Origin of the sequence: Rhizobium sp. CSW-27 (assembly GCF_018760785.1) — a bacterium.
Taxonomy (GTDB): domain Bacteria; phylum Pseudomonadota; class Alphaproteobacteria; order Rhizobiales; family Rhizobiaceae; genus Neorhizobium.
Genome location: NZ_JAHHZO010000004.1, coordinates 381145 through 406963, shown reverse-complemented (window position 1 = coordinate 406963; position 25819 = coordinate 381145). Strand labels below are relative to the sequence as shown.

23 protein-coding genes are annotated in these 25819 nt (G+C 62.5%); 15 read left to right on the top strand and 8 right to left on the bottom strand.

The genetic code is table 11. The features are described from left to right. Positions 1–24 precede the first annotated feature (24 nt). The 6 genes from secY (at position 25) to rplQ (ending at position 4748) form a co-directional block, all read left to right on the top strand. Positions 25–1365 carry a preprotein translocase subunit SecY gene (gene secY / locus KLP42_RS11020; protein WP_215566641.1) on the top strand — a complete coding sequence of 447 codons (1341 nt, stop codon included), beginning with the start codon at positions 25–27 and terminating at the stop codon, positions 1363–1365. Further along, positions 1362–1952 (top strand): adenylate kinase, encoded by a 591-nt coding sequence (locus KLP42_RS11015; RefSeq protein ID WP_215566639.1) that lies wholly within the window; start codon positions 1362–1364, stop codon positions 1950–1952. The genes secY and KLP42_RS11015 overlap by 4 nt, the downstream gene beginning before the upstream one ends. Positions 1953–2194: 242 nt before the next feature. Next, on the top strand, positions 2195–2563 hold the full coding sequence (rpsM, locus tag KLP42_RS11010) for a 30S ribosomal protein S13 (protein ID WP_143128024.1): 369 nt from the start codon (positions 2195–2197) through the stop codon (positions 2561–2563). Positions 2564–2691: 128 nt separating this feature from the next. Further along, entirely contained in the window at positions 2692–3081 is a 390-nt protein-coding gene (rpsK, locus tag KLP42_RS11005) for a 30S ribosomal protein S11 (RefSeq protein ID WP_007766864.1), read from the top strand. 186 nt (positions 3082–3267) lie between these two features. Beyond that, positions 3268–4278, top strand: coding sequence for a DNA-directed RNA polymerase subunit alpha (locus KLP42_RS11000; RefSeq protein ID WP_143128023.1), 1011 nt, complete (start codon positions 3268–3270; stop codon positions 4276–4278). A 44-nt stretch (positions 4279–4322) separates the two neighbouring features. After that, positions 4323–4748 (top strand): 50S ribosomal protein L17, encoded by a 426-nt coding sequence (gene rplQ, locus KLP42_RS10995; protein ID WP_215566637.1) that lies wholly within the window; start codon positions 4323–4325, stop codon positions 4746–4748. 96 nt (positions 4749–4844) lie between these two features. Here rplQ and KLP42_RS10990 read toward each other — a convergent pair whose 3' ends face one another. Next, entirely contained in the window at positions 4845–5666 is an 822-nt protein-coding gene (locus tag KLP42_RS10990) for a DUF817 domain-containing protein (RefSeq protein WP_252192936.1), read from the bottom strand. Between the two features lie 100 nt (positions 5667–5766). On the opposite strand from KLP42_RS10990, the gene KLP42_RS10985 reads away from it, so the two are divergent. Next, on the top strand, positions 5767–6177 hold the full coding sequence (locus tag KLP42_RS10985) for a ribosomal maturation YjgA family protein (RefSeq protein WP_215566634.1): 411 nt from the start codon (positions 5767–5769) through the stop codon (positions 6175–6177). Here the strand turns inward: KLP42_RS10985 and msrQ are convergent. Both msrQ and msrP read right to left on the bottom strand, forming a co-directional pair. Then, positions 6163–6792, bottom strand: coding sequence for a protein-methionine-sulfoxide reductase heme-binding subunit MsrQ (gene msrQ / locus KLP42_RS10980; RefSeq protein WP_215566632.1), 630 nt, complete (start codon positions 6790–6792; stop codon positions 6163–6165). The two genes, KLP42_RS10985 and msrQ, sit on opposite strands and share 15 nt — an antisense overlap. A gap of 2 nt (positions 6793–6794) precedes the next feature. Next, complete coding sequence (msrP, locus tag KLP42_RS10975; RefSeq protein ID WP_215566630.1) at positions 6795–7742, bottom strand: protein-methionine-sulfoxide reductase catalytic subunit MsrP; 948 nt, start codon at positions 7740–7742, stop codon at positions 6795–6797. 262 nt (positions 7743–8004) lie between these two features. On the opposite strand from msrP, the gene ilvD reads away from it, so the two are divergent. Then, on the top strand, positions 8005–9840 hold the full coding sequence (ilvD, locus tag KLP42_RS10970) for a dihydroxy-acid dehydratase (protein WP_215566629.1): 1836 nt from the start codon (positions 8005–8007) through the stop codon (positions 9838–9840). Positions 9841–9918: 78 nt separating this feature from the next. Here the strand turns inward: ilvD and KLP42_RS10965 are convergent, their stop codons facing one another. Further along, positions 9919–10281 carry a lysozyme inhibitor LprI family protein gene (locus KLP42_RS10965; RefSeq protein WP_502941292.1) on the bottom strand — a complete coding sequence of 121 codons (363 nt, stop codon included), beginning with the start codon at positions 10279–10281 and terminating at the stop codon, positions 9919–9921. A gap of 217 nt (positions 10282–10498) precedes the next feature. Here KLP42_RS10965 and KLP42_RS10960 point away from each other — a divergent pair, with 217 nt between their 5' ends. Together KLP42_RS10960 and KLP42_RS10955 are read left to right on the top strand one after the other, a co-directional pair. After that, a complete protein-coding gene (locus tag KLP42_RS10960; protein ID WP_215566627.1) occupies positions 10499–11899 on the top strand; it encodes a DegQ family serine endoprotease in 1401 nt (466 codons plus the stop codon). Then, positions 11896–13212, top strand: coding sequence for a replication-associated recombination protein A (locus KLP42_RS10955; protein WP_215566625.1), 1317 nt, complete (start codon positions 11896–11898; stop codon positions 13210–13212). Before KLP42_RS10960 ends, KLP42_RS10955 begins: the two co-directional genes overlap by 4 nt. A gap of 3 nt (positions 13213–13215) precedes the next feature. Here the strand turns inward: KLP42_RS10955 and KLP42_RS10950 are convergent, their stop codons facing one another. Continuing rightward, entirely contained in the window at positions 13216–13539 is a 324-nt protein-coding gene (locus KLP42_RS10950) for a DUF1883 domain-containing protein (RefSeq protein ID WP_215566623.1), read from the bottom strand. Between the two features lie 349 nt (positions 13540–13888). Between KLP42_RS10950 and KLP42_RS10945 the strand changes: the two genes are divergently transcribed. The 4 genes from KLP42_RS10945 (at position 13889) to KLP42_RS10930 (ending at position 16520) form a co-directional block, all read left to right on the top strand. Further along, positions 13889–14248, top strand: a complete 360-nt coding sequence (locus KLP42_RS10945; RefSeq protein ID WP_215566621.1) for a hypothetical protein — start codon at positions 13889–13891, stop codon at positions 14246–14248. 75 nt (positions 14249–14323) lie between these two features. Then, entirely contained in the window at positions 14324–14725 is a 402-nt protein-coding gene (locus KLP42_RS10940) for a c-type cytochrome (protein ID WP_252192905.1), read from the top strand. Positions 14726–14955: 230 nt separating this feature from the next. Then, positions 14956–15588: an outer membrane protein gene (locus tag KLP42_RS10935; protein ID WP_215566619.1), complete on the top strand. Its 633-nt coding sequence runs from the start codon at positions 14956–14958 to the stop codon at positions 15586–15588. Positions 15589–15707: 119 nt separating this feature from the next. Further along, positions 15708–16520 (top strand): SDR family oxidoreductase, encoded by an 813-nt coding sequence (locus KLP42_RS10930; protein WP_215566617.1) that lies wholly within the window; start codon positions 15708–15710, stop codon positions 16518–16520. A gap of 20 nt (positions 16521–16540) precedes the next feature. On the opposite strand, the gene KLP42_RS10925 is transcribed toward KLP42_RS10930, so the two are convergent. Together KLP42_RS10925 and KLP42_RS10920 are read right to left on the bottom strand one after the other, a co-directional pair. Continuing rightward, positions 16541–16825, bottom strand: coding sequence for a GIY-YIG nuclease family protein (locus KLP42_RS10925; protein WP_215566615.1), 285 nt, complete (start codon positions 16823–16825; stop codon positions 16541–16543). Between the two features lie 358 nt (positions 16826–17183). Further along, a complete protein-coding gene (locus tag KLP42_RS10920) occupies positions 17184–20978 on the bottom strand; it encodes a vitamin B12-dependent ribonucleotide reductase (RefSeq protein WP_215566613.1) in 3795 nt (1264 codons plus the stop codon). A gap of 666 nt (positions 20979–21644) precedes the next feature. Here KLP42_RS10920 and KLP42_RS10915 point away from each other — a divergent pair. Continuing rightward, positions 21645–23552 carry a methyl-accepting chemotaxis protein gene (locus KLP42_RS10915; protein WP_215566611.1) on the top strand — a complete coding sequence of 636 codons (1908 nt, stop codon included), beginning with the start codon at positions 21645–21647 and terminating at the stop codon, positions 23550–23552. Between the two features lie 92 nt (positions 23553–23644). Here KLP42_RS10915 and KLP42_RS10910 read toward each other — a convergent pair whose 3' ends face one another. Further along, the gene (locus KLP42_RS10910) at positions 23645–25789 is read right to left on the bottom strand and encodes a TonB-dependent siderophore receptor (protein ID WP_215566609.1); all 2145 of its coding nucleotides are present in this window, start codon (positions 25787–25789) and stop codon (positions 23645–23647) included. Positions 25790–25819: the final 30 nt, after the last annotated feature.

The window sequence follows — 25819 nt, the reverse complement described above, 5'->3', positions numbered from 1 at the left end:
GGAATTGGTCAGGCGGAGAAATGCATGGCTTCTGCAGCTGAACAACTGGCCTCCAATCTTAACTTTTCGACTTTTTCCAAGGCAACCGACCTGAAGAAGCGCCTGTGGTTCACGCTGGCAGCACTTCTCGTCTACCGTCTCGGCACGCATATTCCGCTTCCGGGCCTCAACCCCGAAGCCTATGCGCAGGCCTTCCGCGGCCAGGCCGGCGGTATCCTCGGCCTTTTCAACATGTTTGCCGGCGGCGCCGTGCAGCGCATGGCGATCTTCGCGCTCGGCATCATGCCCTATATCTCCGCGTCGATCATCGTGCAGCTGATGACCTCGGTCATTCCCTCGCTCGAAAACCTGAAGAAGGAAGGCGAGGCGGGCCGCAAGATCATCAACCAGTACACCCGCTACGGCACGGTGCTGCTCGGCACCTTCCAGGCCTATGCGATTGCCGTCGGCCTCGAGAGCGGCAACGGCATCGTGCTTGATCCGGGCTGGTTCTTCCGCATTTCCACCGTCGTCACGCTGCTCGGCGGCACGATGTTCCTGATGTGGCTCGGCGAGCAGATCACCTCGCGCGGTATCGGCAACGGCATCTCGCTGATCATCTTCGCCGGCATCGCCGCCGGCCTGCCGACGGCACTTGCCGGTACGCTGGAACTCGGCCGCACCGGCGCTCTGTCCACGGCACTGATTCTGACGGTCGTCGTCATCGCGATCCTGGTGATCGCTCTGATCGTGTTTGTCGAGCGCGCCCAGCGTCGTCTTCTGATCCAGTATCCGAAGCGTCAGGTCGGCAACCGGATGTTCCAGGGCGATACGTCGCACCTGCCTCTGAAGCTGAACACGGCTGGCGTCATTCCGGCGATCTTTGCCTCGTCGCTGCTGCTGCTGCCGGCAACGGCCGCCGGTTTTGCCGGCAACCAGAACCTGCCGACGTGGGCAACGACGATCATTGCCTCGCTGCAGCACGGCCAGCCGCTGTTCATGGTGTTCTACGGCGCGCTGATTGCCTTCTTTGCCTTCTTCTACACGGCCATCGTCTTCAATCCGAAGGACACTGCCGACAACCTGAAGAAGCATGGCGGCTTCATTCCGGGCATCCGCCCGGGCGAGCGCACCGCTGAATACATCGATTACGTGCTGACCCGAATCACGGTGATCGGCGCCATCTATCTCGTCTTCGTCTGCATTCTTCCGGAAACGCTCATTGCGCGCACTGGTATCCCATTAGCCCTTGGTGGTACTTCGCTTTTGATCGTTGTCAGTGTTACCCTCGATACGGTAGCACAGATCCAGGGGCATCTCATCGCTCAGCAGTATGAGGGCCTGATCAAGAAGTCCAAGCTGCGTGGAGGAAAGAGGGGACGATGAGACTGATTTTTTTGGGGCCGCCGGGCGCGGGTAAGGGGACCCAGGCGAAGCGCTTGACGGAAAAGTTCGAGATCCCGCAGCTCTCCACCGGCGACATGCTGCGGGCGGCCGTGAGTGCGGGAACGGAAATCGGCAAGCGCGCCAAGGCCGTGATGGATGCGGGTGGGCTGGTGTCTGACGACATCGTCAACCAGATCGTTTCCGAGCGTATCGCCTCGGCCGACTGTGCCAAGGGTTTCATTCTCGACGGCTATCCGCGCACTGTGCCGCAGGCAAAGGCACTGGCGGAGAACATGGCGGCGATGAATCTTCAGCTTGATGCGGTCATCGAACTGAAGGTCGACGAGGAGGCGCTCATCCGTCGAATCGAATCGCGCGTTGCCGAAACGCTGGCAGCCGGCGGGACCGTGCGGTCGGACGACAATCCGGAGTCCTTCCGCAAGCGGCTTGCCGAATATCGCGAGAAGACGGCGCCGCTGTCGGCTTACTACAGCGAGCAGGGCCAGCTGGTCGTGCTGGATGGCATGGCCGATGTCGATGCGGTGACCCGCTCGATAGAGGCGACGCTGGAGAAGGCCTCCGCCTGAGGGCGAAGCCTTGGCGTTCAAAGAATCTTGGCGGGGCCGGTTGCTTTTCGGGGCCGATTCCGCTAAACACCGCGCCAACTCGCGACATTGACCAGCGATCGGCGCGGCTCATCCGCAAGGATGTCCGGTTCCGGTCGCTTTTGACTTGTCTCGGACCATATTGAACTGGCGGCCGCATGAGGCTGCTCTCATGGAAGAAGTACCACTTGCCGGATGGCAACTGGAACGCAAGGAGAATAGGCGTGGCACGTATTGCTGGCGTCAACATCCCGACTGCGAAGCGCGTTGTTATTGCGCTGACCTACATTCACGGGATCGGCCCCAAATTCGCTCAGGAAATCATCGAGAAGGTCGGTATCCCGGCTGATCGTCGCGTTCATCAGCTGACCGACGCGGAAATCCTCTCGATTCGCGAAACCATCGACCGCGACTATCAGGTCGAGGGCGATCTGCGTCGTGAAACCGCGATGAACATCAAGCGTCTGATGGACCTCGGCTGCTATCGCGGCCTGCGTCATCGTCGCGGTCTGCCGGTTCGCGGCCAGCGCACGCACACCAACGCACGCACCCGCAAGGGTCCGGCGAAGGCGATTGCAGGCAAGAAGAAGTAATTTTCGGGCATTAGCCAACAGGCGGTAGGCGGTAGCAAAGAGTGCTGCTGGCTGCTGCCTGGTTCTATTGCCTGAAAAGGTGGAGCCGCTGGTGTTACGGCGGTGACGATATCAACGAAAGGAAGACCATGGCCAAGGAAGCCACACGCGTCCGCCGTCGCGAACGCAAGAACATCACGTCGGGCGTTGCCCACGTCAATTCGACGTTCAACAACACCATGATCACCATCACCGACGCGCAGGGCAATGCGATTGCCTGGTCGTCTGCTGGTGCCAAGGGTTTCAAGGGTTCGCGCAAGTCGACCCCGTTCGCTGCCCAGATCGCTGCTGAAGACTGCGCCAAGAAGGCCCAGGAACATGGCATGAAGTCTCTTGAAGTCGAAGTTTGCGGTCCGGGTTCCGGCCGTGAGTCGGCTCTGCGCGCCCTCCAGGCTGCCGGCTTCATGATCACTTCCATTCGCGACGTGACGCCGATCCCGCACAACGGTTGCCGTCCGCGCAAGAAGCGCCGCGTCTGATGCGTCTTCGGCGGCGGCGTGGTTTTTTCCATGCTGCCCCGGTTCGAATTCCGGTAACGCCGCCTTATCTCGATTTTCGAGGTATGGCGGCTTTGCCGTAACGCCAAGGCAGGCTTATCTCCCTGGCGCTTCTCATGCTCGGTTGTCACGATTGGATAGTGGCAGCGAACGGAAGGTTTGAAACACATGATCCAGAAGAACTGGCAGGAACTGATCAAGCCGAACAAGGTGGAGTTCACCTCGTCGGGTCGCACGAAGGCCACGCTCGTCGCCGAGCCGCTGGAACGCGGCTTCGGTCTGACGCTGGGCAACGCGCTTCGCCGCGTTCTCCTGTCGTCGCTGCGCGGCGCCGCGGTCACTGCGGTCCAGATCGACGGCGTTCTGCATGAATTCTCCTCCATCCCCGGCGTACGCGAGGATGTGACGGACATCGTGCTGAACATCAAGGAAATCGCCATCAAGATGGATGGCGACGATGCAAAGCGCATGGTCGTGCGCAAGCAGGGCCCCGGCTCGGTAACCGCTGGCGACATCCAGACGGTTGGCGATATCGAGATCCTCAATCCCGACCACGTGATCTGCACGCTCGACGAGGGTGCGGAAATTCGCATGGAGTTTACGGTCAACAACGGCAAGGGCTATGTCCCGGCCGAGCGTAACCGTGCAGAGGATGCCCCGATCGGTCTCATCCCGGTCGACAGCCTCTATTCTCCGGTCAAGAAGGTGTCCTACAAGGTGGAAAACACCCGCGAAGGACAGGTTCTCGACTATGACAAGCTGACCATGACCATCGAAACCGATGGCTCGGTCACGGGCGAGGACGCCGTGGCGTTTGCCGCTCGCATTCTTCAGGACCAGCTGTCGGTCTTCGTCAACTTCGACGAGCCGCAGAAGGAAGCCGAGGAAGAGTCGGTCACCGAACTTGCGTTCAACCCGGCGCTTCTCAAGAAGGTCGACGAACTGGAGCTTTCCGTCCGTTCGGCCAACTGCCTGAAGAACGACAACATCGTCTATATCGGCGACCTCATCCAGAAGACCGAGGCGGAAATGCTGCGCACGCCGAACTTCGGTCGCAAGTCGCTGAACGAGATCAAGGAAGTTCTCGCTTCCATGGGCCTGCACCTGGGCATGGAAGTCCCGGCCTGGCCGCCCGAGAACATCGAAGACCTCGCCAAGCGCTACGAAGACCAGTACTAACCATTAAACTGCAGGCGAATGCCTGCAAGTAAAGGAGACCCGAGATGCGCCACCAGAATTCCGGCCGCAAGCTCAACCGCACCGCCAGCCACCGCAAGGCAATGTTCGCCAACATGGCTGCTTCGCTCATCACGCATGAGCAGATCGTCACGACCCTGCCGAAGGCGAAGGACCTGCGTCCGATCGTCGAGAAGCTGGTCACCCTCGGCAAGCGCGGTGACCTGCACGCTCGCCGTCAGGCCATTTCGCAGATCAAGGATATCGACGCCGTTCGCAAGCTGTTCGACGCCATTGCCACCCGTTACGCCAGCCGTAACGGCGGTTACCTGCGCATCATGAAGGCTGGCTTCCGCCAGGGCGACAATGCCCCGCTCGCCGTCATCGAATTCGTCGAGCGCGACGTCAACGCCAAGGGCGCTGCCGACAAGGCTCGCGTTGCCGCTGAAGCCGAAGCTGCCGAAGCCGCGTAAGTCATTCCCGCAAGGGATGTCGTGATTGGAAGGCCGGGCGAGATATCGCCCGGCCTTTTCTGTTTTCTGCGGCTCTCCACCGAGGTCCGGCTGCGGTCAATTCGGGATGTGGATCGTCCGGCGGATATGCTTGAGCGAGGCGACGATGGTGAAGGTCATGATCACCAGCAGCGTCCACGAACTCCATTTGCCGAGATGCACGGTGGACCAGGCGCCGAGCTGGTTCGGATAGTGCCAGACGGCGAAGAAGGTCGAGATATTCTCCGCCAGCCAGATGAAGAAGCCGATCAGGACGAAGGCCAGCAGCATCGGCATGCGTCGATCCCGGTCGTAAGGGCGGAAGATCACGGTGGCGCGCGCATAAAGACCAATGGCAAGAGCTGCCAGATACCACCGGTAGTCGCCGATATAGTGGTGGGTGAAGAAGTTGAGATAAATGGCGAGCGCGACCAGCGTCGCCATCCAGTAGGGCGGATGATGCTCGATACGTACGTCCAGGATGCGCCACGCCTGAATGATGTAGCTGCCGACAGCAGCATACATGAAGCCGGAAAACAGGGGGACGCCAAGCAGCTTGGTATAGGCGAAATCCGGATAGGACCAGGACTGGATGGCGCCCGACGTCTTGAAGGCTTCCAGCACGAAACCGACCACATGGAAAAGGCAGATGGCCTTCAGTTCATCCAGGGTCTCGAGCTTCGTCCAGATCATCCAGGCCTGGATCGAGACGGCGATGATCAGCAGGAGATCGTAGCGCGGGATGCCCAGCAGACCGGCGCGTGGCATGAGGAAGATCGACACGAAGAACAGCCCGGCAAACAGGCAGGCCCTTGCCTCCTTGATGCCGAACAGCAGGAATTCGACGGCAAAACGGCGGATGCCCGCCAGCGACGGATCCGCGCGCCTGCGCATCAGCATCGCATCGAATGTCTGCAGGAGGCCGCTCTGTTCCGGGATCGCTGTCTGCATCATTGCCCGCCATTCTTGTTTTTCCGTCGATCCCCATTACAGAGGAGGCATGGACAAATTCAAGGCAGGCTACATTCCGATTGCACGCCGGGCGTCGCTCACCCTTCTGGTCATCGTCTGCGGGCTTGTGCTGCGTCTGACCGGTTATGAGCTGGGCCTGCCGTATTTTCTGGTCAAATATGGCGGTTCGCTGCTGTGGGGCATGATGGTTTTCTGGCTGGTCGGCGCTCTGCTGTTTCGCCGGCCGATTGCCATGCTGGTGGTCTTCGCCGCCGCTATTGCCGTGCTGACGGAGTTCAGCCGGCTTTTCCACACGCCATGGCTGGATGCGTTCCGACTGACGCTGGCCGGCGCCCTCATCCTCGGACGCATCTTTTCCTGGGCGAATATCCTTGCCTATCTGCTCGGTATCGTTCTGGCGGCGGCCATCGAGCGGCGCCTGCTGTCAGCGGGCAAGTGAGCGCCGCCCTCGCTTCCAGTCCACCACCTTCGGGCGCACCAGCCGGTATCCGAGAAGCAGCGTGACGATGGCGATGTAGCTTGCCGGCTCCAGCGTGATCGCCTTCAGCGACAGCACATAATGCAGCACGGCGGCGAGAAGGATCGGATAGGCAAGCTTGTGCAACTGATTCCAGCGCGGTCCCAACCTGCGGATCGACCAGCGGTTGGAGGTGAGCGCCAGGGGAATCAGCATCAGCAGCCCCGCCATGCCAAGCATGATATAGGGGCGCTTCAGGATGTCGCCGAGGATCGACGAAAGGATCAGGCCACGGTCGAGTGTCAGGTAGACGGCGAAATGCGCCAGCACGTAATAGAAGGCGAGGAGCCCGAGCGCCCGGCGATAGGCGATCAGGTTGACGCCGAAGAGATCGCGCAGCGGCGTCACGGTCAGGCCGAGACAGAGAAAGCGCAGCGCCCAGAGACCCAGCCTGTGCTCGAACTCGCGCACAGGATCGGCGCCGAGGCCGCCATAGATTCCCAGATAGAAGGCATAGAGGCCCGGCATGAGCCCCAGCGCATAGAGCGCCCAGACCGAGGCTGCGCGGTAGCGCGGCGGAATGGCCAGTGTCGCCATGGTCAGTAGAACTTCCTGAGATCCATGCCGGCATAGAGGCTTGCCACCTCGTCGCCGTAGCCGTTGAAGGGCAGGGTGTTCATCCGCGCTCCGCCGAACAGGCCGCTTGCCTCGCCGATGCGCCGCTCGGTCGCCTGGCTCCAGCGCGGATGGTCGACGGCCGGATTGACGTTGGCATAGAAGCCGTATTCCTGCGGCGCCATCTTGTTCCAGGTGCTTGGCGGCTCCTTTTCCGTCAGCGTGATCCTGACGATGGACTTGATGCCCTTGAAGCCATATTTCCAGGGTGTGACAAGGCGTATCGGCGCGCCGTTCTGGTTGGGCAGGGTTTCGCCGTAAAGGCCCGTGGCGAGGAGCGTCAGGGGATGGCGTGCCTCATCGAGACGCAGACCCTCGACATAGGGCCAGTCCAGCGGCTGGAAGAAGCCGCTCTGGCCGGGCATTTCCTTGGGCCTGACGACGGTTTCGAAAGCCACATATTTCGCGCTTCCGAGCGGTTCGACACGGTCGAGCAGGGCAGAGAGGGGAAACCCGATCCAGGGGATCACCATCGACCAGGCTTCCACGCAGCGCATGCGGTAGATGCGCTCTTCCATCGGGAAATCCTTGAGGATCGTCTCCATGTCGATGGTCTGCGGCTTGTTGACGAGGCCGCCGACCGTGATCGTCCAGGGCAGGGGTTTAAAGGCCGCGGAATTCTGCGCCGGATCGGCCTTGCCCGTGCCGAACTCGTAGAAATTGTTGTAGGTCGTTGCGTCCTGCTTCGAGGTGACCTTCTCGTCCACCCGGTAGGCGCTCGGCTTGGCGGAAAGCGGGCTCGCCCATGCGCTTTCGGTCGCGGTCAGGGCAATCGCTGCGGCCGCGCCCCCCAGCAGATGGCGTCGGGAAAGATAGAGATCCTTCGGGGTGATTTCGGTAGCGGCGATGCGGGGCGGGCGGTAGAGCGGCATGGTTCTGTCTCCTGCGCCAGGGGGGCGAGTGGCATGATGGCGGATACAGGTATAGTACGAACCCGTCGGCCGATTAGTTTCACCCCCTGCGGTCAAAAACAAACCCACGTTCACGTGATCGGCACGTGTCTGCAACCGTACCGCTTTGGCCTGTCGTGATAGTGACACTTCGGGGGGATTGCGGTAGGAAAATCGAAAAAATCAGGGCGTTCTGCGCATCATGGCGGCGGCGCCCGACCATCATCGATCCGAGGATAACACCATGCCTGCTTACCGTTCCAGAACGACGACCCACGGCCGCAACATGGCGGGCGCGCGTGGTCTGTGGCGTGCCACGGGCATGAAGGACAGCGATTTCGGCAAGCCGATCATTGCCGTGGTCAATTCCTTCACGCAGTTCGTGCCCGGCCACGTCCACCTGAAGGATCTCGGCCAGCTCGTGGCCCGCGAGATCGAGGCCGCCGGCGGCGTGGCAAAGGAGTTCAACACGATTGCCGTGGACGACGGTATCGCCATGGGCCATGACGGCATGCTCTATTCGCTGCCCTCGCGCGAAATCATCGCGGATTCCGTCGAATACATGGTCAATGCGCATTGCGCCGATGCGATGGTCTGCATTTCCAACTGCGACAAGATCACGCCCGGCATGCTGAATGCCGCCATGCGCCTCAACATTCCCGCCGTCTTCGTGTCCGGCGGCCCGATGGAAGCCGGCAAGGTGGTGCTGCACGGCAAGACCGTGGCGCTCGACCTCGTCGATGCCATGGTGGCGGCCGCCGACGACAAGGTGACCGACGAGGATGTGCAGGTCATCGAACGCTCGGCCTGTCCGACCTGCGGTTCCTGCTCCGGCATGTTCACCGCCAATTCGATGAACTGTCTGACGGAAGCGCTCGGCCTGTCTCTGCCCGGCAATGGCTCGACGCTTGCCACGCATTCGGACCGCAAGCGCCTCTTCGTCGAGGCCGGTCACCTGATCGTCGATCTCGCCCGCCGTTATTATGAACAGAATGACGAGAGCGTGCTGCCGCGCTCGATCGCCACCAAGCAGGCCTTCGAGAATGCCATGGCACTCGATATCGCCATGGGCGGCTCCACCAATACGGTCCTGCACATCCTGGCCGCGGCCTATGAAGGCGGCGTCGATTTCACCATGGACGATATCGACCGCCTGTCGCGCAAGGTTCCGTGCCTGTCGAAGGTCGCGCCCGCCAAGCAGGACGTGCACATGGAAGACGTGCACCGCGCCGGCGGCATCATGCGTATCCTGGGTGAATTGGAGCGTGGCGGTCTGCTCAACACCGATTGCAAGACCGTGCACGAGGCAACGCTGGGCGACGCGATCAACCGCTGGGATATCACCCGCACCAATTCCGAAACCGTCCGCACCTTCTTCAAGGCAGCCCCCGGCGGCGTGCCGACCCAGGTGGCCTTTTCGCAGTCCTCGCGCTGGGACGAACTGGATACCGACGCCGAGAAGGGCGTCATCCGCTCCGTCGAAAAGCCTTTCTCGAAGGATGGCGGTCTGGCCGTGCTTTACGGCAACATCGCGCTCGATGGCTGCATCGTGAAGACGGCGGGCGTCGACGAATCGATCCTGAAGTTCACCGGCCCGGCCAAGGTCTATGAAAGCCAGGACGCGGCGGTGAAGGCGATCCTCGGCAACGAAGTGGTGGCCGGCGATGTCGTCGTCATCCGCTACGAAGGCCCGAAGGGCGGCCCCGGCATGCAGGAAATGCTCTATCCGACCAGCTATCTGAAGTCGAAGGGGCTCGGAAAGGCCTGCGCGCTGATCACTGACGGCCGTTTCTCCGGCGGCACGTCCGGCCTTTCCATCGGCCATGCCTCGCCGGAAGCGGCAAATGGCGGCGCGATCGGCCTCGTCCAGAATGGCGATCTGATCGAAATCGATATTCCGAACCGCACGATCAATCTGAAGATCACCGAGCAGGAACTGGCCGCCCGTCGCGCCGAGCAGGACAAGCTCGGCTGGAAGCCGGCTGCACCCCGCAGGCGCAATGTCACGACCGCTCTGAAGGCCTATGCCGCCTTCGCCTCCAGCGCCGACAAGGGCGCGGTGCGCATCCTGCCGGAGTAAGACATTTTCCGTCGTCACGGCCCCCGCGGTTCATCGCCGCGGGGGTTTTTCATCGCCCTCGCTTTGTATCCGTCGCGATTACAGCGGCTTGATCAGGGTTCGGTAGGCCTCGTCCAGCTCCTTCAGCCGCGTCTCATAGCTCCGGCGGATGCAGGCTTCGTCCGCGCCGCAGGCCTGCCTGGCCTTCAGCCAGGTTGCCTGGCCCTCCCGCAGGATGTCGCGATTGCCCATCGGGACCAGACCGACCAGCAGGTCGAAGGTCGTTACCATCTTCACGTCGAGATCGTTGAGGCTGCGCTCGGCGCAGATAACCGCCTCGTCGGCGGCAAGATCCATCCGCGTGCAGTCGAAACTCGCCGCGGATGCGTCCTTCGGCATAGTCAGGGGAAAGGCCGCGAGCAGGCTGGCGGCAAGCGGCAGGAAAAGGGCGGTGCGTCTCATGCGTCATCTCTCCGTATCGGGAGGGGATTACGGCGCAGCGGCGAAATGGTTCCGGCAGGCAGGTTCCATCCACACAGGTCGGGGACGGCGGCATGTACTTGCCAGACTGCCGTCGATCTGGTGGAACAGGCGCCGGGCCTTCTCCATTTTCGGCCATCTTTCCTTTCTAGCCTGCCGCGCTACAAGTCCTTGATCTCGGAACTCCAAGAGGAATCACATGCTCAGCATGCCGAAACGTGCCTCCGCCTGTCTTCTGGCGCTCTCCCTGCTGCTGCCGCTTCCGGCGCTTGCCCAGGACAAGACGGTGCCGGCCAGCCGCACGGAAATGCAGCTTTCCTTTGCGCCGCTCGTCAAGCGCACCGCCGGCGCCGTCGTCAATGTCTATGCCGAGCGCGTGGTGCAGCGGAGCAATCCCTTTGCCGGCGACCCCTTCTTCGAGCAGTTCTTCGGCCAGCGCATGCCAAACCGTTCGGAAAAGCAGTCGTCGCTCGGCTCCGGCGTCATCGTTTCGCATGACGGCCTGGTGGTGACGAACAACCATGTCATCGAAGGCGCCGACGACATCAAGATCGCGCTCGCCGATGGCCGGGAATTTCCCTGCGAGGTGCTGCTGAAGGATGACAGCGTCGACCTTGCGGTGCTGAAGATCAAGGCGCGCGAGGACTTTCCCGTTCTTGCCATCGGCAATTCGGATTCCGTCGAGGTGGGCGATCTGGTGCTGGCCATCGGCAACCCCTTCGGCGTCGGCCAGACGGTGACGAGCGGTATCGTGTCGGCGCTTGCCCGCACGCAGGTGACGGATGGCGACGTCGGCTTCTTCATCCAGACAGACGCCTCGATCAACCCCGGCAATTCCGGCGGCGCGCTGATGAACATGAACGGCGACCTGATCGGCATCAACACGGCGATCTTTTCGCGCGGCGGCGGTTCGAACGGCATCGGCTTTGCCATTCCGGCCAATCTCGTAAAGGTGTTCCTTGCCGCGGCAGAGGACGGCAAGAAGAGTTTCGAACGGCCCTATGTCGGCGCAACCTTCCAGGCGGTGACCTCCGAGGTGGCGGAAGCGCTGGGGCTGAAGGCGGCGCGCGGCGCACTTGTGGTGGCCGTGACGCGCGGCAGCCCAGCGGATGTCGCCGGTCTGAAGCCCGGTGAGGTCGTGACCGCGGTCAATTCCATTCCCGTCGAGCATCCGGATGCGCTGGCCTATCGCCTGACGACCGTCGGTCTTGGCCGGACCGCCGAACTGACGGTCGAGGACAGCGGCCGTGCCAAGCGGCTTGACATGGTGCTCGGCACGGCGCCGGAAACCGTGCCGCGTGACGAGCGGCTGCTGGACGGTCGCAATCCCTTTGCCGGGAGCCGCATCGCCAATCTGTCGCCGAAGGTTGCCACCGAACTGCACATGCCCGCCGACAAGACCGGCGTCGTCATCTTGGACGTGGCGCGCGGTTCGCCCGCCGCCCGTCTCGGTTTCCAGCCGGGCGACATTCTGGTCGCCGTCAATGGCGATGCAGTTACCTCCACCCGGGCGATGGAGGGCATGATCAGGGATAATCCCGGCGTCTGGCGCGTCGAGATCGAGCGCGGCGGGCAACGCATCCGCCAGTTCTTCCGATGAGCAGCGACCTGTTCTCGCCCCGCATTCCCGAGGCGGTCGCCAGCCGGCGGCCGCTTGCCGACCGTCTGCGCCCGACCTCGCTTGCCGAGGTGACCGGCCAGCCGCATCTGACGGGCGAGGACGGCATCCTGCGGCGGATGATTGCCGCCGGTTCGCTGGGCTCGATGATCTTCTGGGGACCGCCCGGTACCGGCAAGACGACGGTGGCCCGCCTGCTGTCGGGCGAGGCGGGGCTGGCCTTCGAGCAGATTTCGGCGATCTTTTCCGGCGTCGCGGATCTGAAGAAGGTGTTCGAGGCGGCCCGCCTGCGCCGCATGGACGGACGCCAGACGCTGCTCTTCGTCGACGAGATCCATCGCTTCAATCGGGCGCAGCAGGACAGCTTTCTGCCGGTGATGGAGGATGGCACGGTCATTCTGGTCGGGGCCACCACCGAAAACCCCAGCTTCGAGCTGAATGCCGCTCTTTTGTCGCGGGCGCGGGTGCTCACCTTCCGCTCGCATGACGAGGAGAGCCTGGAGGAGCTGCTGACCCGCGCCGAGCTGGTGGAGCAGAAGCCGCTGCCGCTGACGGTGGAGGCGCGGGCCAGCCTGATCCGCATGGCCGATGGCGATGGACGTGCGGTGCTGACGCTTGCCGAGGAGGTGTGGCGCGCGGCGCGGGAAGGGGAGGTGTTCGACACCGAAGGCCTGACCCGCATCGTGCAGCGCCGCGCACCTGTCTATGACAAGGCGCAGGACGGTCATTACAATCTGATTTCCGCACTCCACAAGTCGGTGCGCGGCTCGGATCCGGACGCCGCCCTCTACTATCTCGCCCGCATGTTCGATGCCGGGGAGGACCCGCTCTATATCGGCCGACGGCTGGTGCGCATGGCGGTGGAGGATATCGGCCTTGCCGATCCGCAGGCGCTGGTCATCTGCAACGCCGCAAAGGACGCCTATGATTATCTGGGCTCCCCGGAAGGCGAACTGGCGCTGGCTGAGGCCTGCGTCTATCTGGCGACGGCGCCGAAATCGAACGGCGTCTATACCGCTTTCAAGGCGGCGATGCGGGCGGCGAAGGAGCACGGCTCGCTGCTGCCGCCGAAGCACATCCTGAACGCGCCGACCAAGCTGATGAAGGGCGAGGGGTATGGCGACGGCTATCTCTACGACCACGACCAGCCGGATGCCTTTTCAGGCCAGGACTATTTTCCCGAAAAGCTGGGCCGGCAGACCTTTTACGATCCGCCGGAGCGCGGCTTCGAGCGGGAAATCCGCAAGCGGCTGGACTGGTGGGCGAAGCTGCGCCGCGAGCGCAGCGGCGGCTGACCCTCAGGAGGCCTTCTGCTGACGTGGTGCCGGAGTGCTGGCGGCCGGCGGCGCCACCACCTTGACGGCGGAATCGGCGAGCCCGTGATGCCCCTCGCAATCGACCACCAGATGCCAGTGGCCACCTTCCGGAATGGCCAGCCGGATCGGGGACTTCTTGGCGACACCTCCGACATATTTGAAATCCAGCCGCTCGGTCAAGCGCTGGAAGTTCACCGCCGTCATCAGCCGCACATTGGCAACCGCCGACAGCGTGACCTCGATGGCGGTTCCCGCGCGCTGTTCCTTCAGATCATAATGGGTGAAGCGGAAAGCCGGGCCGGCCATTCTCTCCTCCTTGAAAATTTGCCAGCGACGGAGATTAGGCGGCAGGTGTTAACGTTCGGTGGAACCAAGCGGCACATCGCCTCGTTGTCAGAGCGAGACGGAAGGGTTCCCCTGCCTCTTCCGCGACAAAAGGCGGTGACACCCCTGCAGCCGCCGATAACAACAACAGATCTCCAGTCGACGCTTTCAGCCCCATCCGTTTCCCTTGCCGGATGGGGCTTTTTCCTGGCCGCCGGACGGCGATTGCGATTCCGCATCAAGGGCTTGTCGCGCAAGGTTGATTCAGAATGCCAGCCGCTTGAATCACTTTGTGAAGGCGTGCCGATGCGGCTCTGCTATGAGACTGGCGATGGCGCGACCGGCAAAGGGGGGCAAGATGTACGGGGAGATCAAGGAGATCGTGCGCAGCGCAACGGGCATCGGTCCGGAAGGCCTGCACGTCATTCTGGCGAGCCTTGCCTTCCTGGTCCTTTTCGCCCTTTTTCGTCGGCCACTGGTGGCGCTCGGCGTGGTCGCCTTGCTGCAGGTCGTCAACGAGGTGCTGGACGGGCTGGACGATCGAGCCGCGGGCCTGCCGACGGATGGGGCCGGTATGCTGTCCGATACGCTGTGGTCGCTGATCGTGCCGGTGCCGCTGGCGCTCGCCATGCACCTTTACCAGCAGCACCGGCGCAAGATGCGACGGCGGCGGCACTATCGGCGCTGGTGACGGCGGCGAAAGATCGTGCCGCGTCGAATGGTCGCCCGGGGCTGTCTGGCGCTGCCGGATCGGCTAGAAGGGGACATGCCACAGATCAGTCTTCGCCTGCCGTCTCTTCTCTGCCTCGCTGTTCCTGCTCTCGCGGGCCTCGGCATATCGCCGCTTGCCGCCGCCGATCCTGCCAAGGGGCGGGCGACGTTCCGTTCGGCCTGTTCCTCCTGCCATGTGGTGGAGAGCGACAGCAACGTGTTCGGCCCGCATCTCAACGGCGTGGTAGGCCGCCCGGCCGCCAGCCTGCCCGACTACAACTATTCCCCGGCCATGCGCGAGGCGGGCGCCAGGGGGCTGGTCTGGGACGAGGTGACGCTTGCCGCCTTTCTGTCCAGCCCGTCGAAGACGGTGCCGGGCACGCGGATGCGGTTCTTCGGTTTCTGGTTCTCCTCGCAGATCGAGGATGTCATTGCCTATCTGAAGGCCAATCCCTGAACGATTCCGCACAGCCTGTCGCGCGGATTTTGACCGGATATCCGGCAGCCTTGCGGTTTATGTCGCGCGGTTAATGAAGTGTTTATCGATTCATGAAAAAACTCTTTCCGGGTGCGATGGTGCCAGCGCGGTGAGAAGGGCCGGGCTTGGGGCACAAACGCGGTTTCTATCGCACCACGGATGTTTCGCCTGCGCATCCTCCCCCTGCAGGCTGTGTTTGGAGTTTTGCCATGTTCAAGAAGCCGTTCGCCCTGGCGCTTTTTGCCGCCCTGTCCACCTCGTCCCTGGCGACGGTCGCCGTTGCCGCTGACCTTGCCAACAGCTATGCGCCGCCGCCGGCCTATAACAGCGCGCCCGTTTCCAGCTGGAACGGCGCCTATGCCGGTATCCATGGCGGCTTTGCCTCGCCGAAGCTCGACCCGTTCAACAATAGCGGCCTCGCGATCGGCGGTCAGGCCGGCTACAATGTCGATATCGGTGGCGGCGTGATCGGCGGCGAAGTCGAGGGCTCCTATCTGGGCGATTCGCAGGTGAAAGTAAGTGGCGGCGAACTGAAGGAACGTCACCGTCTGGCTGCCAAGGTAAAGGCGGGCGTACCGCTCGACCAGACGCTGATCTACGGCACCACCGGTCTCGCCATGACCAACTTCCGCGACAGCGGCGGCGTGTCCGGTCCGGACGGCTGGAAGCCGGGCTGGATCATCGGTGCCGGCGTGGAGCAGAAGCTGAACCAGAACCTCTCGGCCCGCGTGGAATATAACTACACGGCGACCAATGACGTGCGCAGCTTCGCCAATGGCGTTGGCACCGAAAAGGACATTCACGACCACACCGTAAAGGCCGGCATCAACTATCACTTCTGATCCACCGCCGATTGATGCCTGCGCGGCTCTCCCGTACCCCGGGGGAGCCGTTTTGCATTTGCGGGGTCGCCGCGCTATCAGTTCCGCTCAGGAGCAGGATGGCATGAGGAGGCCGGACGATGAGCAGGATTGACGGGAAGATCGCGGTTGTCACGGGTGGCACGCAGGGGCTCGGCGCGGCGGTGGCCGAGCGACTGGCAGAGGCCGGTGCCGGCGGCATCGTCATTGTCGGGCGCGGCGCGGAAAAGGGGCGGACGGTGGCCCGGCGGATTTCTGATGCTACCGGTGTCCGCGTGGAACTGGTGACCGCCGATCTTGCCGAGATCGATGCCGTGCGATCCGTCATCCCGGCGGCCGACAGGCTGTTCGGCCGTATCGACATTCTCGTCAATGCCGCAGGCCTCACCGATCGCGGCAACATCCTCAACACCACGCCGGAACTGTTCGACCGCATGTTTGCGGTGAACACGCGGGCGCCCTTCTTCCTTCTGCAGGATGCGGCGAAGGTGATGATCCGCGAAGGGATCGAGGGCAGGGTGGTCAATATCGGCTCGATGTCGAGCCTTGCCGGCCAGCCGTTTCTTGCGCCCTATTCCGCCTCCAAGGGCGCGCTTGCGACGCTGACGCGCAACGCCGCCTTTTCGCTGATGCGCCACCGCATCCATGTAAACCAGCTGGATATCGGCTGGATGAATTCCGACCACGAGCGCAAGCTGATCCTGTCGGAAACCGGCGACCCGGATTTCATCGACCGCGCCGCCGCCCAAAAACCCTTCGGCCGCATTCTCGACCCGAAGGAAGTGGCCCGCGCGGTGCTGTGGATGGCGTCTGACGAGAGCGGCATGATGACCGGGGCGGTGATCCCATTCGACCAGTCGGTCTATGGCGGCTATGACGATGCGCCGGTGCCGAAGGAGAGGCTGGAGGGGTAGGGGATTTTTTTGGGCTTGCCTCACCAGAGTTCGGGATAAAGATCTCGCCAATCGGGGTTCATGCTTTCGATCAGCTGGATCTTCCATTTCCGGTACCAGCGCTTCAGTGACTTTTCGCACTGGATAGCCGTCTCGATCCGGTCATGCTCCTCGTACCAGACCAGCGTACGGCAACCGTATTTCGCGGCAAACCCGTCGTTGAGGCCTTCACGATGTTCCCAGATCCGGCGCGCGATGTCCGACGTCACACCGATATAGAGCGTGCCGTTCCGTTGATTGGTGATGATGTAGACATAACCTGTCATGCGTGCAGCATGCTTGGCAGTGGATCCTCGGGTCAAGCCCGAGGATGACGGAGTGCGGGGGGAGACGTCGGCGCATATCGTAGGTCCGGCCTCTGTCGTGACGTCAATATGGGGTTGTCGTGCGGGGAGGCAGGCTCTCTCCGTTAGTTGAGCCGAAACTCTTGCGCCTCTGGTTGCGGTTCTTTGGGCAGAGGCCCCGCTCGGTCGTCATCCTCGGGCTTGACCCGAGGATCCATCCACGAGCGGTACAAAGGAGCACCCTGGGGAAGTGACCTCTGGCCGATCCAGCCACCCATACACCAGAATCATTTCGGCCCGAGGTTTCCCCCGGGCCGCATTCCATTCAAACCTCAGCCAATCAGCTGCACCCGCTCGTTGCGCCACACGTCTCGCACTTCTCGCAGGTCCCATTGCGCACCATCGTAAAATTCTGGCACTCGGAGCACATGTTGCCCGTGTAGCCCTGCGCGATGGAGCGCATGCGGCGTTCGGCTTCCACCTTCTTGGCGTCCGCCTTGGCAGAGGCCGCGTCGGCGGCGGCCTTGTCGGAGAAGAGGGCGGTGGCGGCCTCGTCGGCGATCGCTTCCTCGATCATCTCTTCTGCCAGTTCCTTGGCCCGCTCCTCGTAGTCGCGCTTGAACGACACGACTTCGGAGGTGGAAATGGCAACCGTTGCTTCCAGCTTGCGGGCGGCGGAGCCGGCAAAGGCCGTCACATTGCCGCCGGCCGATGCCTTGGCCGGTGCCGCGGAGGCGGCGCCGCGCGGTTCGCCGGACTGGGCGCTGGAGACCAGCGTCGGGCGGTAGCCGCGGGTCAGACCCTTCGAGACGATGTCGGCCTTGCCTTCCGACACGCCGCGGCCGAGCGCCGTGGAGGAGAAGTCGGAGGTATCGACATGCGCCAGATCGTGGCGACCGAGATAGGAGATGGCGAGTTCGCGGAACACGTAGTCGAGGATCGAGGTTGCGTTCTTGATCGCGTCATTGCCCGTCACGATGCCGGCCGGCTCGAACTTGGTGAAGGTGAAGGCATCGACATATTCTTCCAGCGGCACGCCATACTGCAGACCGAGCGACACCGAGATGGCGAAGTTGTTGATGAAGGCGCGCAGCGCCGAACCTTCCTTGTTCATGTCGAGGAAGATTTCGCCAAGACGGCCGTCGTCATATTCGCCGGTGCGCAGGAAGATGGTGTGGCCGCCGATCTTCGCCTTCTGGGTATAACCCTTGCGGCGGGACGGCAGCTTTTCCTGGCTGCGGACCAGACGTTCCACCACGCGCTCGACGATCTTTTCGGTGACGACCACGGCCTGGGCGGCAGCCGGCTGCGACAGCAGCTCTTCCACCGTATCCTCGTCCTCCTCGTCCTCGATCAGCGAGGCGTTCAGCGGCTGGGAGAGCTTGGAGCCATCGCGATAGAGCGCATTGGCCTTCAGCGCCAGCTTCCAGGACAGCATGTAGGCGGAGCCGCAATCCTCGACGGTCGCCTCGTTCGGCATGTTGATCGTCTTGGAGATCGCACCCGAGATGAAGGGCTGGGCGGCCGCCATCATGCGGATATGGGATTCGACCGAGAGATAACGCTTGCCGATCTTGCCGCAGGGATTGGCGCAATCGAAGACGGGCAGATGCTCGGCCTTCAGGAAGGGCGCGCCTTCCAGCGTCATCGCACCGCAGACATGGATGTTGGCGGCCTCGATGTCCTTCTTCGAGAAGCCGATATGCTCCAGCAGGTTGAAGCTCATGTCGGCGAGCTGCTCGTCGGTGACCTTCAGCACGTCCTTCAGGAAGTCGGCACCCAGCGTCCACTGGTTGAAGACGAACTTGATGTCGAAGGCAGCCTTGGTGGCGCCGTTGATCGCCTCGATCTTCTCGTCGGTGAAGCCCTTGGCCTTCAGCGAGCCGGGATTGACGCCCGGCGCCTGGTTGATGTTGCCGTGGCCGACGGCATAGGCCTCGATCTCGGCGATCTGGCTTTCGGTGTAGCCCAGCGTACGCAGCGCTTCCGGAACGGCACCGTTGATGATCTTGAAATAGCCGCCGCCTGCGAGCTTCTTGAACTTCACCAGCGCGAAGTCGGGCTCGATGCCGGTCGTGTCGCAGTCCATCACGAGGCCGATCGTGCCGGTCGGCGCGATCACCGTCGTCTGGGCATTGCGGTAGCCGTGCTGTTCGCCGAGCGAGAGCGCCTTGTCCCAGGCGGCCTTGGCGTGGGCCACCAGATCCTGGTCCGGGTTCTCCGAATGGATCAGCGGAACCGGGTTGACGGAGAGGCCCTCATAGCCGGCCGCTTCGCCATAGGCGGCGCGGCGATGGTTGCGGATGACGCGCAGCATGTTGTCGCGGTTCGGGGCAAAGCCCGGGAAGGGGCCGAGTTCGGAGGCGATTTCCGCCGAGGTTGCGTAAGCCACGCCCGTCATGATCGCGGTCAGCGAGCCGGCAATGGCGCGACCTTCCGCCGAATCATAGGGAATGCCGGAGGACATCAGGAGGCCGCCGATATTGGCATAGCCGAGGCCGAGCGTGCGGTATTCATAAGAGAGTTCGGCAATGCGGCGCGACGGGAACTGCGCCATCATCACCGATACTTCCAGAACCACCGTCCACAGGCGCACCGCATGCTCGTAATCGGCAATGTTGATGCGCTTGGTGGCCCGGTCCTTGAACTGCAGCAGGTTCAGCGAGGCAAGGTTGCAGGCCGTGTCATCAAGGAACATGTATTCCGAGCACGGGTTCGATGCACGGATGGGGCCTGCCGCCGGGCAGGTGTGCCAGTCGTTCATCGTGGTGTTGAAGTGCAGGCCCGGATCGGCCGATGCCCAGGCGGCGTAGGAGATTTTTTCCCACAGGTCGCGCGCCTTCAGCGTCTTCATCACGCGGCCGTCCTTGCGGGCGGTCAGGTTCCACTCGCCGTCATTTTCGACAGCGCGCAGGAAGTCGTCCTTCAGTGAGACGGAGTTGTTGGAGTTCTGGCCGGAGACGGTGAGATAGGCTTCCGAATCCCAGTCCGTGTCATAGGTCTTGAACTCGAGATCCTTGTAGCCCTGGCGGGCGAACTGGATGACGCGCTTGACGTAGTTTTCCGGAACCTGGTCCTTCTTGGCGGCGCGGATCTCGCGCTTCAGGGCCGGGTTCTTCGTCGGGTCGAAGCAATCCTCGCCATCACCCTCGCAGTTGATGCAGGCCTTCATGATGGCCTTCAGGTGCCTCGACACGATCTTGGAGCCGGTGACGAGGGCGGCAACCTTCTGCTCCTCCTTCACCTTCCAGTCGATATATTCCTCGATATCCGGATGGTCGATGTCGACGACGACCATCTTTGCCGCGCGGCGGGTGGTGCCGCCGGACTTGATGGCGCCGGCCGCACGGTCACCGATCTTCAGGAAGGACATGAGGCCGGAGGAACGGCCGCCGCCGGACAGCTTTTCGCCTTCGCCGCGCAGATAGGAGAAGTTGGAACCGGTGCCGGAGCCATACTTGAACAGGCGGGCTTCGCGCACCCACAGGTCCATGATACCGCCCTCGTTGACGAGGTCGTCCTCGACGGACTGGATGAAGCAGGCATGCGGCTGCGGATGCTCATAGGCAGACTTCGACTTGGTCAGCTTGCCGGTGAAGGGATCGACATAGAAATGGCCCTGGCCGGGGCCGTCAATGCCATAGGCCCAGTGCAGGCCGGTGTTGAACCACTGCGGGGAATTGGGTGCCACGCGCTGGGTGGCGAGCATGTAGGCAAGCTCGTCCTTGAAGGCGGCGGCATCTTCTTCCGAGGAGAAATACTTGCCCTTCCAGCCCCAGTAGGTCCAGGTACCGGCCAGACGGTCAAAAACCTGACGTGCATCGGTTTCCGAGCCGTAACGTTCGGCTTCCGGCAGATCCTTCAGGGCCTTCTCGTCGGCAACCGAGCGCCACAGGAAGGAGGGAACGTCATTTTCCTCGACCTTCTTCAGGACCTTCGGCACGCCGGCCTTGCGGAAATATTTCTGCGCGAGAACGTCCGTCGCCACCTGGGAGAACTGCGCCGGAACATCGATGTCTTCCAGGCGGAAGACGATCGAGCCGTCCGGATTGCGGATTTCGCTCACGGCCTTGCGGAATTCGATCTCCGCATAGGCGCCCTGGCCAGGTTTGGTGAAACGACGTTCAATGCGCATCTCTCTCGTCCTCGCTGTTGCGCCTCTGCCAGGCGCACAAAAATCCGTTGGCGGCGATCGCTGGAAAACAACGCGCAGCCGTGTCCGTTTCAACTCGAATGGTAAATCATCCGTGGATGGTCGACCTGTATCTTGTGGGCAGATTGGCTGCAAACACTAAATATAGCGTAAAAGCAGTTTTCCACCACCCCATTTTGTCGAGGCGATGCCGCAAAAAGACACACGATCTCCCTCCAGCGAGCGAGCCATCATGGCCAGCCGCCGATCGACGGAGTTGGGTGATTTTTTGCGCGTGGGAGAACCGGCCTCGTGACGCCCGATCCTGTTGTCGCCGCAACGGTGCCAATCTCGGCCGAAGAGGGAGATTCGTCAAGGCTTAGACTGCAACGGTTTTTTAACCACAATATCTTGTGTCTGTAAGCTGTGGAAAACGGGGAGAAGCGAATCATTCAATCGCATCAAGCGCTTGGCCGGCGCGCCTTTGCTGGCGTGCGGACCTGCCTCGCGGATTTTGTATCCTTCGGCGCTGCGGGACCCCGTAAATTCTCCCAGTTTTCCCATGCGAAATTTTAACTTACGCACCTTAGAAACTTCGAATGGAAGAGTGGCGCGGGTGTGTACCCTGCCGTGCAATCCGCCTCGTGCAAAGCCTTCGGAGACGTGTCCGTGACGATCAAGAACCTGTCGATCCTGAAGAAGATCAGTCTGGTGGTGGTGCTGATGGGCGCAGCCGCCGCCGCCATTGCCGCAGTCGGAACGCAAGGCCTGTTCTCGCTCGGCGGTGCGCTGAAAGACACCGGCGCCCGCGAGGAGGTGGCCCGCGAGGCCATGGACCTGCGCATCGACATCATCGCCATCAGTCGCATGACCTATCAGCTGGCACTGGCACCCGAAAAGGCGGCCGACTTTGCCGCCGAGACGGAAAAACGCGCCAAGGAAATGCTGGAACGGCTGCCGAAGATCGCCTCCACCGCCGATGCGGAAGAGCAGAAGCAGCTTTCCGACATCAAGACCAGCCTCAATGCCTATTTCGACACCATCCGCCAGATGGTGAAGGTGGCGGGTACCGAGGCTGGCAAGGATCGCCAGGCCATGACCGCCGCGCTTGAGAAGGCGCTCGACGGCCAGAAGGCGGTCACCGCCGCGGTCAAGGTCTACAGCACCTATTCCGCCAAGACGCTGTCGCAGTCGCGCAGCCATGCCATCGATCAGTCGCAGACAACGGTGATGATCCTCGCGATCACCGCCCTCGTCTGCATCGTCGCCGGTGTGGCGCTCAGCCTTGTCATTGCCCGCCGCGAAATCGCCAACCCGATCCGCCGCATGACGCTGGTGATGAGCGCCATGGCCAAGGGCCAGACCGACCAGCCGGTGATCGATACCGACCGCACCGACGAGATCGGCGAGATGGCCCGGGCGCTCGAAGTGTTCCGTGCCAACGAAATCCACATGCGAGCCATGGAGGCGCAGGAAGCGGCGCTGAACCGCCAGAGCAAGGACCTGCAGGTCTCGATCAGCGGCATCGTGGCTGCGGCCGCGGCCGGCGATTTCAGCCAGCGTATCAGCAAGCGTTACGAAGATGCCGATCTCGAACGCTTTGCAAGCAGCGTCAACGAACTGGTCGACAATGTCGACAAGGGCATCAACGAGGTGCGCCGCGTCATCGCCGCCCTCGCCGAGCAGGACCTTACCCAGGACATGCGCGGTGAATTCCAGGGCGCCTTTGCCGAACTGCAGCAGAACGTCAACGTGACCATGGGCGTGCTGCGCGGAACGATGGAAAACGTGCGCACCGCCGCCGGCACCATCACCGACAATTCCGGCGAACTGTCGACGGCGTCGAACCAGCTGGCCCGCCGCACCGAGCAGCAGGCGGCGGCGCTGGAGGAAACCGCGGCAGCGCTTGAAGAGATCACCACCACCGTTCGCATGTCCACCGATCGCGCCAATGAAGCGACCCGCATGGTGGCTGAGACGAAAGCGAGCGCCGGACGCTCCGGCGGTATCGTGCGCGACGCGATCGAGGCGATGGGCCGCATCGAGCAGTCCTCGCAGAAGATCAGCCAGATCATCTCGGTGATCGACGAGATCGCCTTCCAGACCAACCTGCTGGCGCTGAATGCCGGCGTCGAGGCGGCCCGCGCGGGCGAGGCCGGTCGCGGCTTTGCCGTGGTGGCGCAGGAAGTGCGGGAACTCGCCCAGCGGTCCGCCAATGCCGCCAAGGAGATCAAGACGCTGATCAATACCTCCGCTGACGAGGTGAAGGGTGGCGTGACGCTGGTGCTGTCGACCGGCGATGCGCTGAAGGAGATCGAGGATCTGGTCAACCGCGTCAACGACCATGTGGCGACCATTGCGCGTGCCGCCGGCGAACAGTCCGCAGCACTTGGCGAGATCAACACCTCCGTCAACCACATGGACCAGATGACGCAGCAGAACGCCGCGATGGTGGAGGAAACCACCGCTGCGAGCCAGGTGCTGGCTGCCGAAAGCCGCCAGCTGACGGCGATCCTCGCACGGTTCCGCCTGGATGGTGCCGCAAGCGGCGGCCATGCCTATCGCACCGCGGCCTGAGAGCGGAGCCAGCAGACGGCAGGAATCGAAAAGGCGCCCGCAAGGCGCCTTTTCCCGTTTTCATGCCGTGGATCTCCGGCAGGATTTGCTGCTCAGAACTTTGCGGCCAGCTTGAAGACCACGCTGCGCGGCTCGCCATAGAAGTTGAACACCGAGGTGCCACCGACGCGCTCGTAATATTTCTTGTCGAACACGTTGTTGACCGTCAGGCTTGCCGAGAGGTTCTCGGTGAACTGATAGCCGGCCTGCAGGTCGACCACGCCATAGCCGGGCGCCTCGATGGTCGTGGCGCCACCCGTTGACGTGCGCGAGATATTCTTGAACGAGCTGAACAGCTTGACGCCGCCGCCGATATAGAGTCCGCTCAGCAGCGGCTGGCTGTCATCGAAGGTATATTTCGTCCACAGCTGCACCATGTGCTCCGGCGTGTAGAATTCCGAACCGGCGGCCGTTCTCGTGTTGTCATAGACGGTATCGGTATAGGTGTAGGCGGCCGTCGCCTCCCAGTTGTCGAGGATGGTGCCGGTCATTTCCAGCTCGATGCCCTGGATATTGGCCTCGCCGCTGGCAAGGTAATAGCCGGTATGAGCGGTATCGCTGACCGCGCGGTTCTTGTCCTTGATGTTGAAATAGGCGGCGGTGGCGTTCACGTCGTCAAACAGTTCCGCTTTCACGCCCGCTTCGTATTGCCGTCCCGTGCGAGGCTTCAGGATGCCGCCGCCATGGACCGGGCTTGATTGGGGCTGGAAGATTTCCGTGTAGCTCGCATAGGCCGTCACCTGGTCCGTGAGATCATAGGTGATGCCGGCATAGGGCGTCACCTTGCCATTGACGCTGACACTGCTGCTGCCGCTGTCGCTTTCATACCAGCTGACGCGACCGCCACCGATCAGGGTCAGCGGATCGACCGGCTTGATGCGCCACTGCCCGTAAAGACCCACCTGCCAAGTATCGGTATCAGTCGGTGCGCCGAATGTGACTGTCGGACGCGCGATGGAGCTGTTCCAGTCATAGATGCTCTGAACGCCACTGATGGTGTCCGATGCCGAGTACAGCCGGCTATCGACGCCGCGATAGTCGATCCCGGCGATGATGTTGTTTTCCAGCCCGAACAGTTCGAAGGGGCGGCTGACATGCGCATCCACCGCGTAGGATTCTTCGTGGTAATCGCGCGCCAGCCAGCGGGTGCCGGACGTAACATTGCCGGAGGCATTGGCGGCGCCGGCGGCATAGGCATAGAGGAAATCCACGTCGACGACGGAATAGAGCGCCGAGATCTTGGCGTGGCCGCCATCCTCGAAACGATGCTCCACCTCGGCGATGTAGTTGGTCACCTTGTTGTTGAAATAGTTCCAGTCGGCACCGGTATAGGTCGAGCGGTCGACATCGAGCAGGGTGCCGTCGGAAAGCGTCGGCAGGCCGTTGAACGGTGTGATGTCGCGCTGCTGGTGGGTCACGGACAAGGTGGCCGTGGTATTGTCGGTGATGTCGGCCTGCAGGGTGCCGTAGATCGCGCCGACCTTGTTGTCGGTGCCGTCGATGAAGCCGTCTTTCGAGGAGAGCGTGCCGACAAGGCGCCCGCGCACATCGCCGCCTTCCACCAGCGGTCCGGTGACATCGCCCTCGATGCGCTTGCCGTTCCACGAGCTGAAGATCGTGTTGATCCCCGCCTTGAATTCGTCCGAGGGCTGCTTGAGGCGCATGTTGATGGCGCCGCTCGGTTCGCCCGTGCCGCCGAACAGGCCGGAGGGGCCACGCAGGATCTCGACGTGGTCGACGAAGACCATGTCCGGCTGCGTGCCGTAGATGCTGGACAGCGGCGTCGGCAGGCCGTTCAGATAAAGCGAATCGAACTCGAAGCCGCGCGAATAGAGACTGGAGCGACCGTCGTCATTGGTGAGCACCACGACGCCGGGCGTTTCCTTGAGCGCCGTGTCGAGCGAGGTATAGTTGCCGTCGTCCAGCCGCTCGCGGGTCAGAACCGTGGTGGATTGCGGCACCTCGCGCAGGGGACGGGTATCCTTGTCGCCGACACTGATCAGGTCGGTCGTATAGCTGCCGGTGGTGTCGGTCTGATAGGTCGAGCCCTGTACCAGAACCGGATCGAGAACCGTGCCTTCTTCCGCCTCCTGAGCCCGAACAGTGGAGAGGGAACCGGCAAGGGCCGTGGTGGCAAGTGCAAGGCGAGCGAGGCGGCGGAGGTTCGAGACGTTGTTTTCGCGCAAGGATCTGGACATGCGTTTTTCCTGTCTTGTTCCATTGGTGAT

Coding starts and splice junctions, on each gene's coding strand:
- secY (WP_215566641.1), top strand. CDS start 25: ATGGCTTCTGCAGCTGAACAACTGGCCTCCAATCTTAACTTTTCGACT.
- KLP42_RS11015 (WP_215566639.1), top strand. CDS start 1,362: ATGAGACTGATTTTTTTGGGGCCGCCGGGCGCGGGTAAGGGGACCCAG.
- rpsK (WP_007766864.1), top strand. CDS start 2,692: ATGGCCAAGGAAGCCACACGCGTCCGCCGTCGCGAACGCAAGAACATC.
- KLP42_RS11000 (WP_143128023.1), top strand. CDS start 3,268: ATGATCCAGAAGAACTGGCAGGAACTGATCAAGCCGAACAAGGTGGAG.
- rplQ (WP_215566637.1), top strand. CDS start 4,323: ATGCGCCACCAGAATTCCGGCCGCAAGCTCAACCGCACCGCCAGCCAC.
- KLP42_RS10990 (WP_252192936.1), bottom strand. CDS start 5,666: ATGCTGATGCGCAGGCGCGCGGATCCGTCGCTGGCGGGCATCCGCCGT.
- KLP42_RS10985 (WP_215566634.1), top strand. CDS start 5,767: ATGGACAAATTCAAGGCAGGCTACATTCCGATTGCACGCCGGGCGTCG.
- msrQ (WP_215566632.1), bottom strand. CDS start 6,792: ATGGCGACACTGGCCATTCCGCCGCGCTACCGCGCAGCCTCGGTCTGG.
- msrP (WP_215566630.1), bottom strand. CDS start 7,742: ATGCCGCTCTACCGCCCGCCCCGCATCGCCGCTACCGAAATCACCCCG.
- ilvD (WP_215566629.1), top strand. CDS start 8,005: ATGCCTGCTTACCGTTCCAGAACGACGACCCACGGCCGCAACATGGCG.
- KLP42_RS10965 (WP_502941292.1), bottom strand. CDS start 10,281: ATGAGACGCACCGCCCTTTTCCTGCCGCTTGCCGCCAGCCTGCTCGCG.
- KLP42_RS10960 (WP_215566627.1), top strand. CDS start 10,499: ATGCTCAGCATGCCGAAACGTGCCTCCGCCTGTCTTCTGGCGCTCTCC.
- KLP42_RS10955 (WP_215566625.1), top strand. CDS start 11,896: ATGAGCAGCGACCTGTTCTCGCCCCGCATTCCCGAGGCGGTCGCCAGC.
- KLP42_RS10950 (WP_215566623.1), bottom strand. CDS start 13,539: ATGGCCGGCCCGGCTTTCCGCTTCACCCATTATGATCTGAAGGAACAG.
- KLP42_RS10945 (WP_215566621.1), top strand. CDS start 13,889: ATGGCGCGACCGGCAAAGGGGGGCAAGATGTACGGGGAGATCAAGGAG.
- KLP42_RS10940 (WP_252192905.1), top strand. CDS start 14,324: ATGCCACAGATCAGTCTTCGCCTGCCGTCTCTTCTCTGCCTCGCTGTT.
- KLP42_RS10935 (WP_215566619.1), top strand. CDS start 14,956: ATGTTCAAGAAGCCGTTCGCCCTGGCGCTTTTTGCCGCCCTGTCCACC.
- KLP42_RS10930 (WP_215566617.1), top strand. CDS start 15,708: ATGAGCAGGATTGACGGGAAGATCGCGGTTGTCACGGGTGGCACGCAG.
- KLP42_RS10925 (WP_215566615.1), bottom strand. CDS start 16,825: ATGACAGGTTATGTCTACATCATCACCAATCAACGGAACGGCACGCTC.
- KLP42_RS10920 (WP_215566613.1), bottom strand. CDS start 20,978: ATGCGCATTGAACGTCGTTTCACCAAACCTGGCCAGGGCGCCTATGCG.
- KLP42_RS10910 (WP_215566609.1), bottom strand. CDS start 25,789: ATGTCCAGATCCTTGCGCGAAAACAACGTCTCGAACCTCCGCCGCCTC.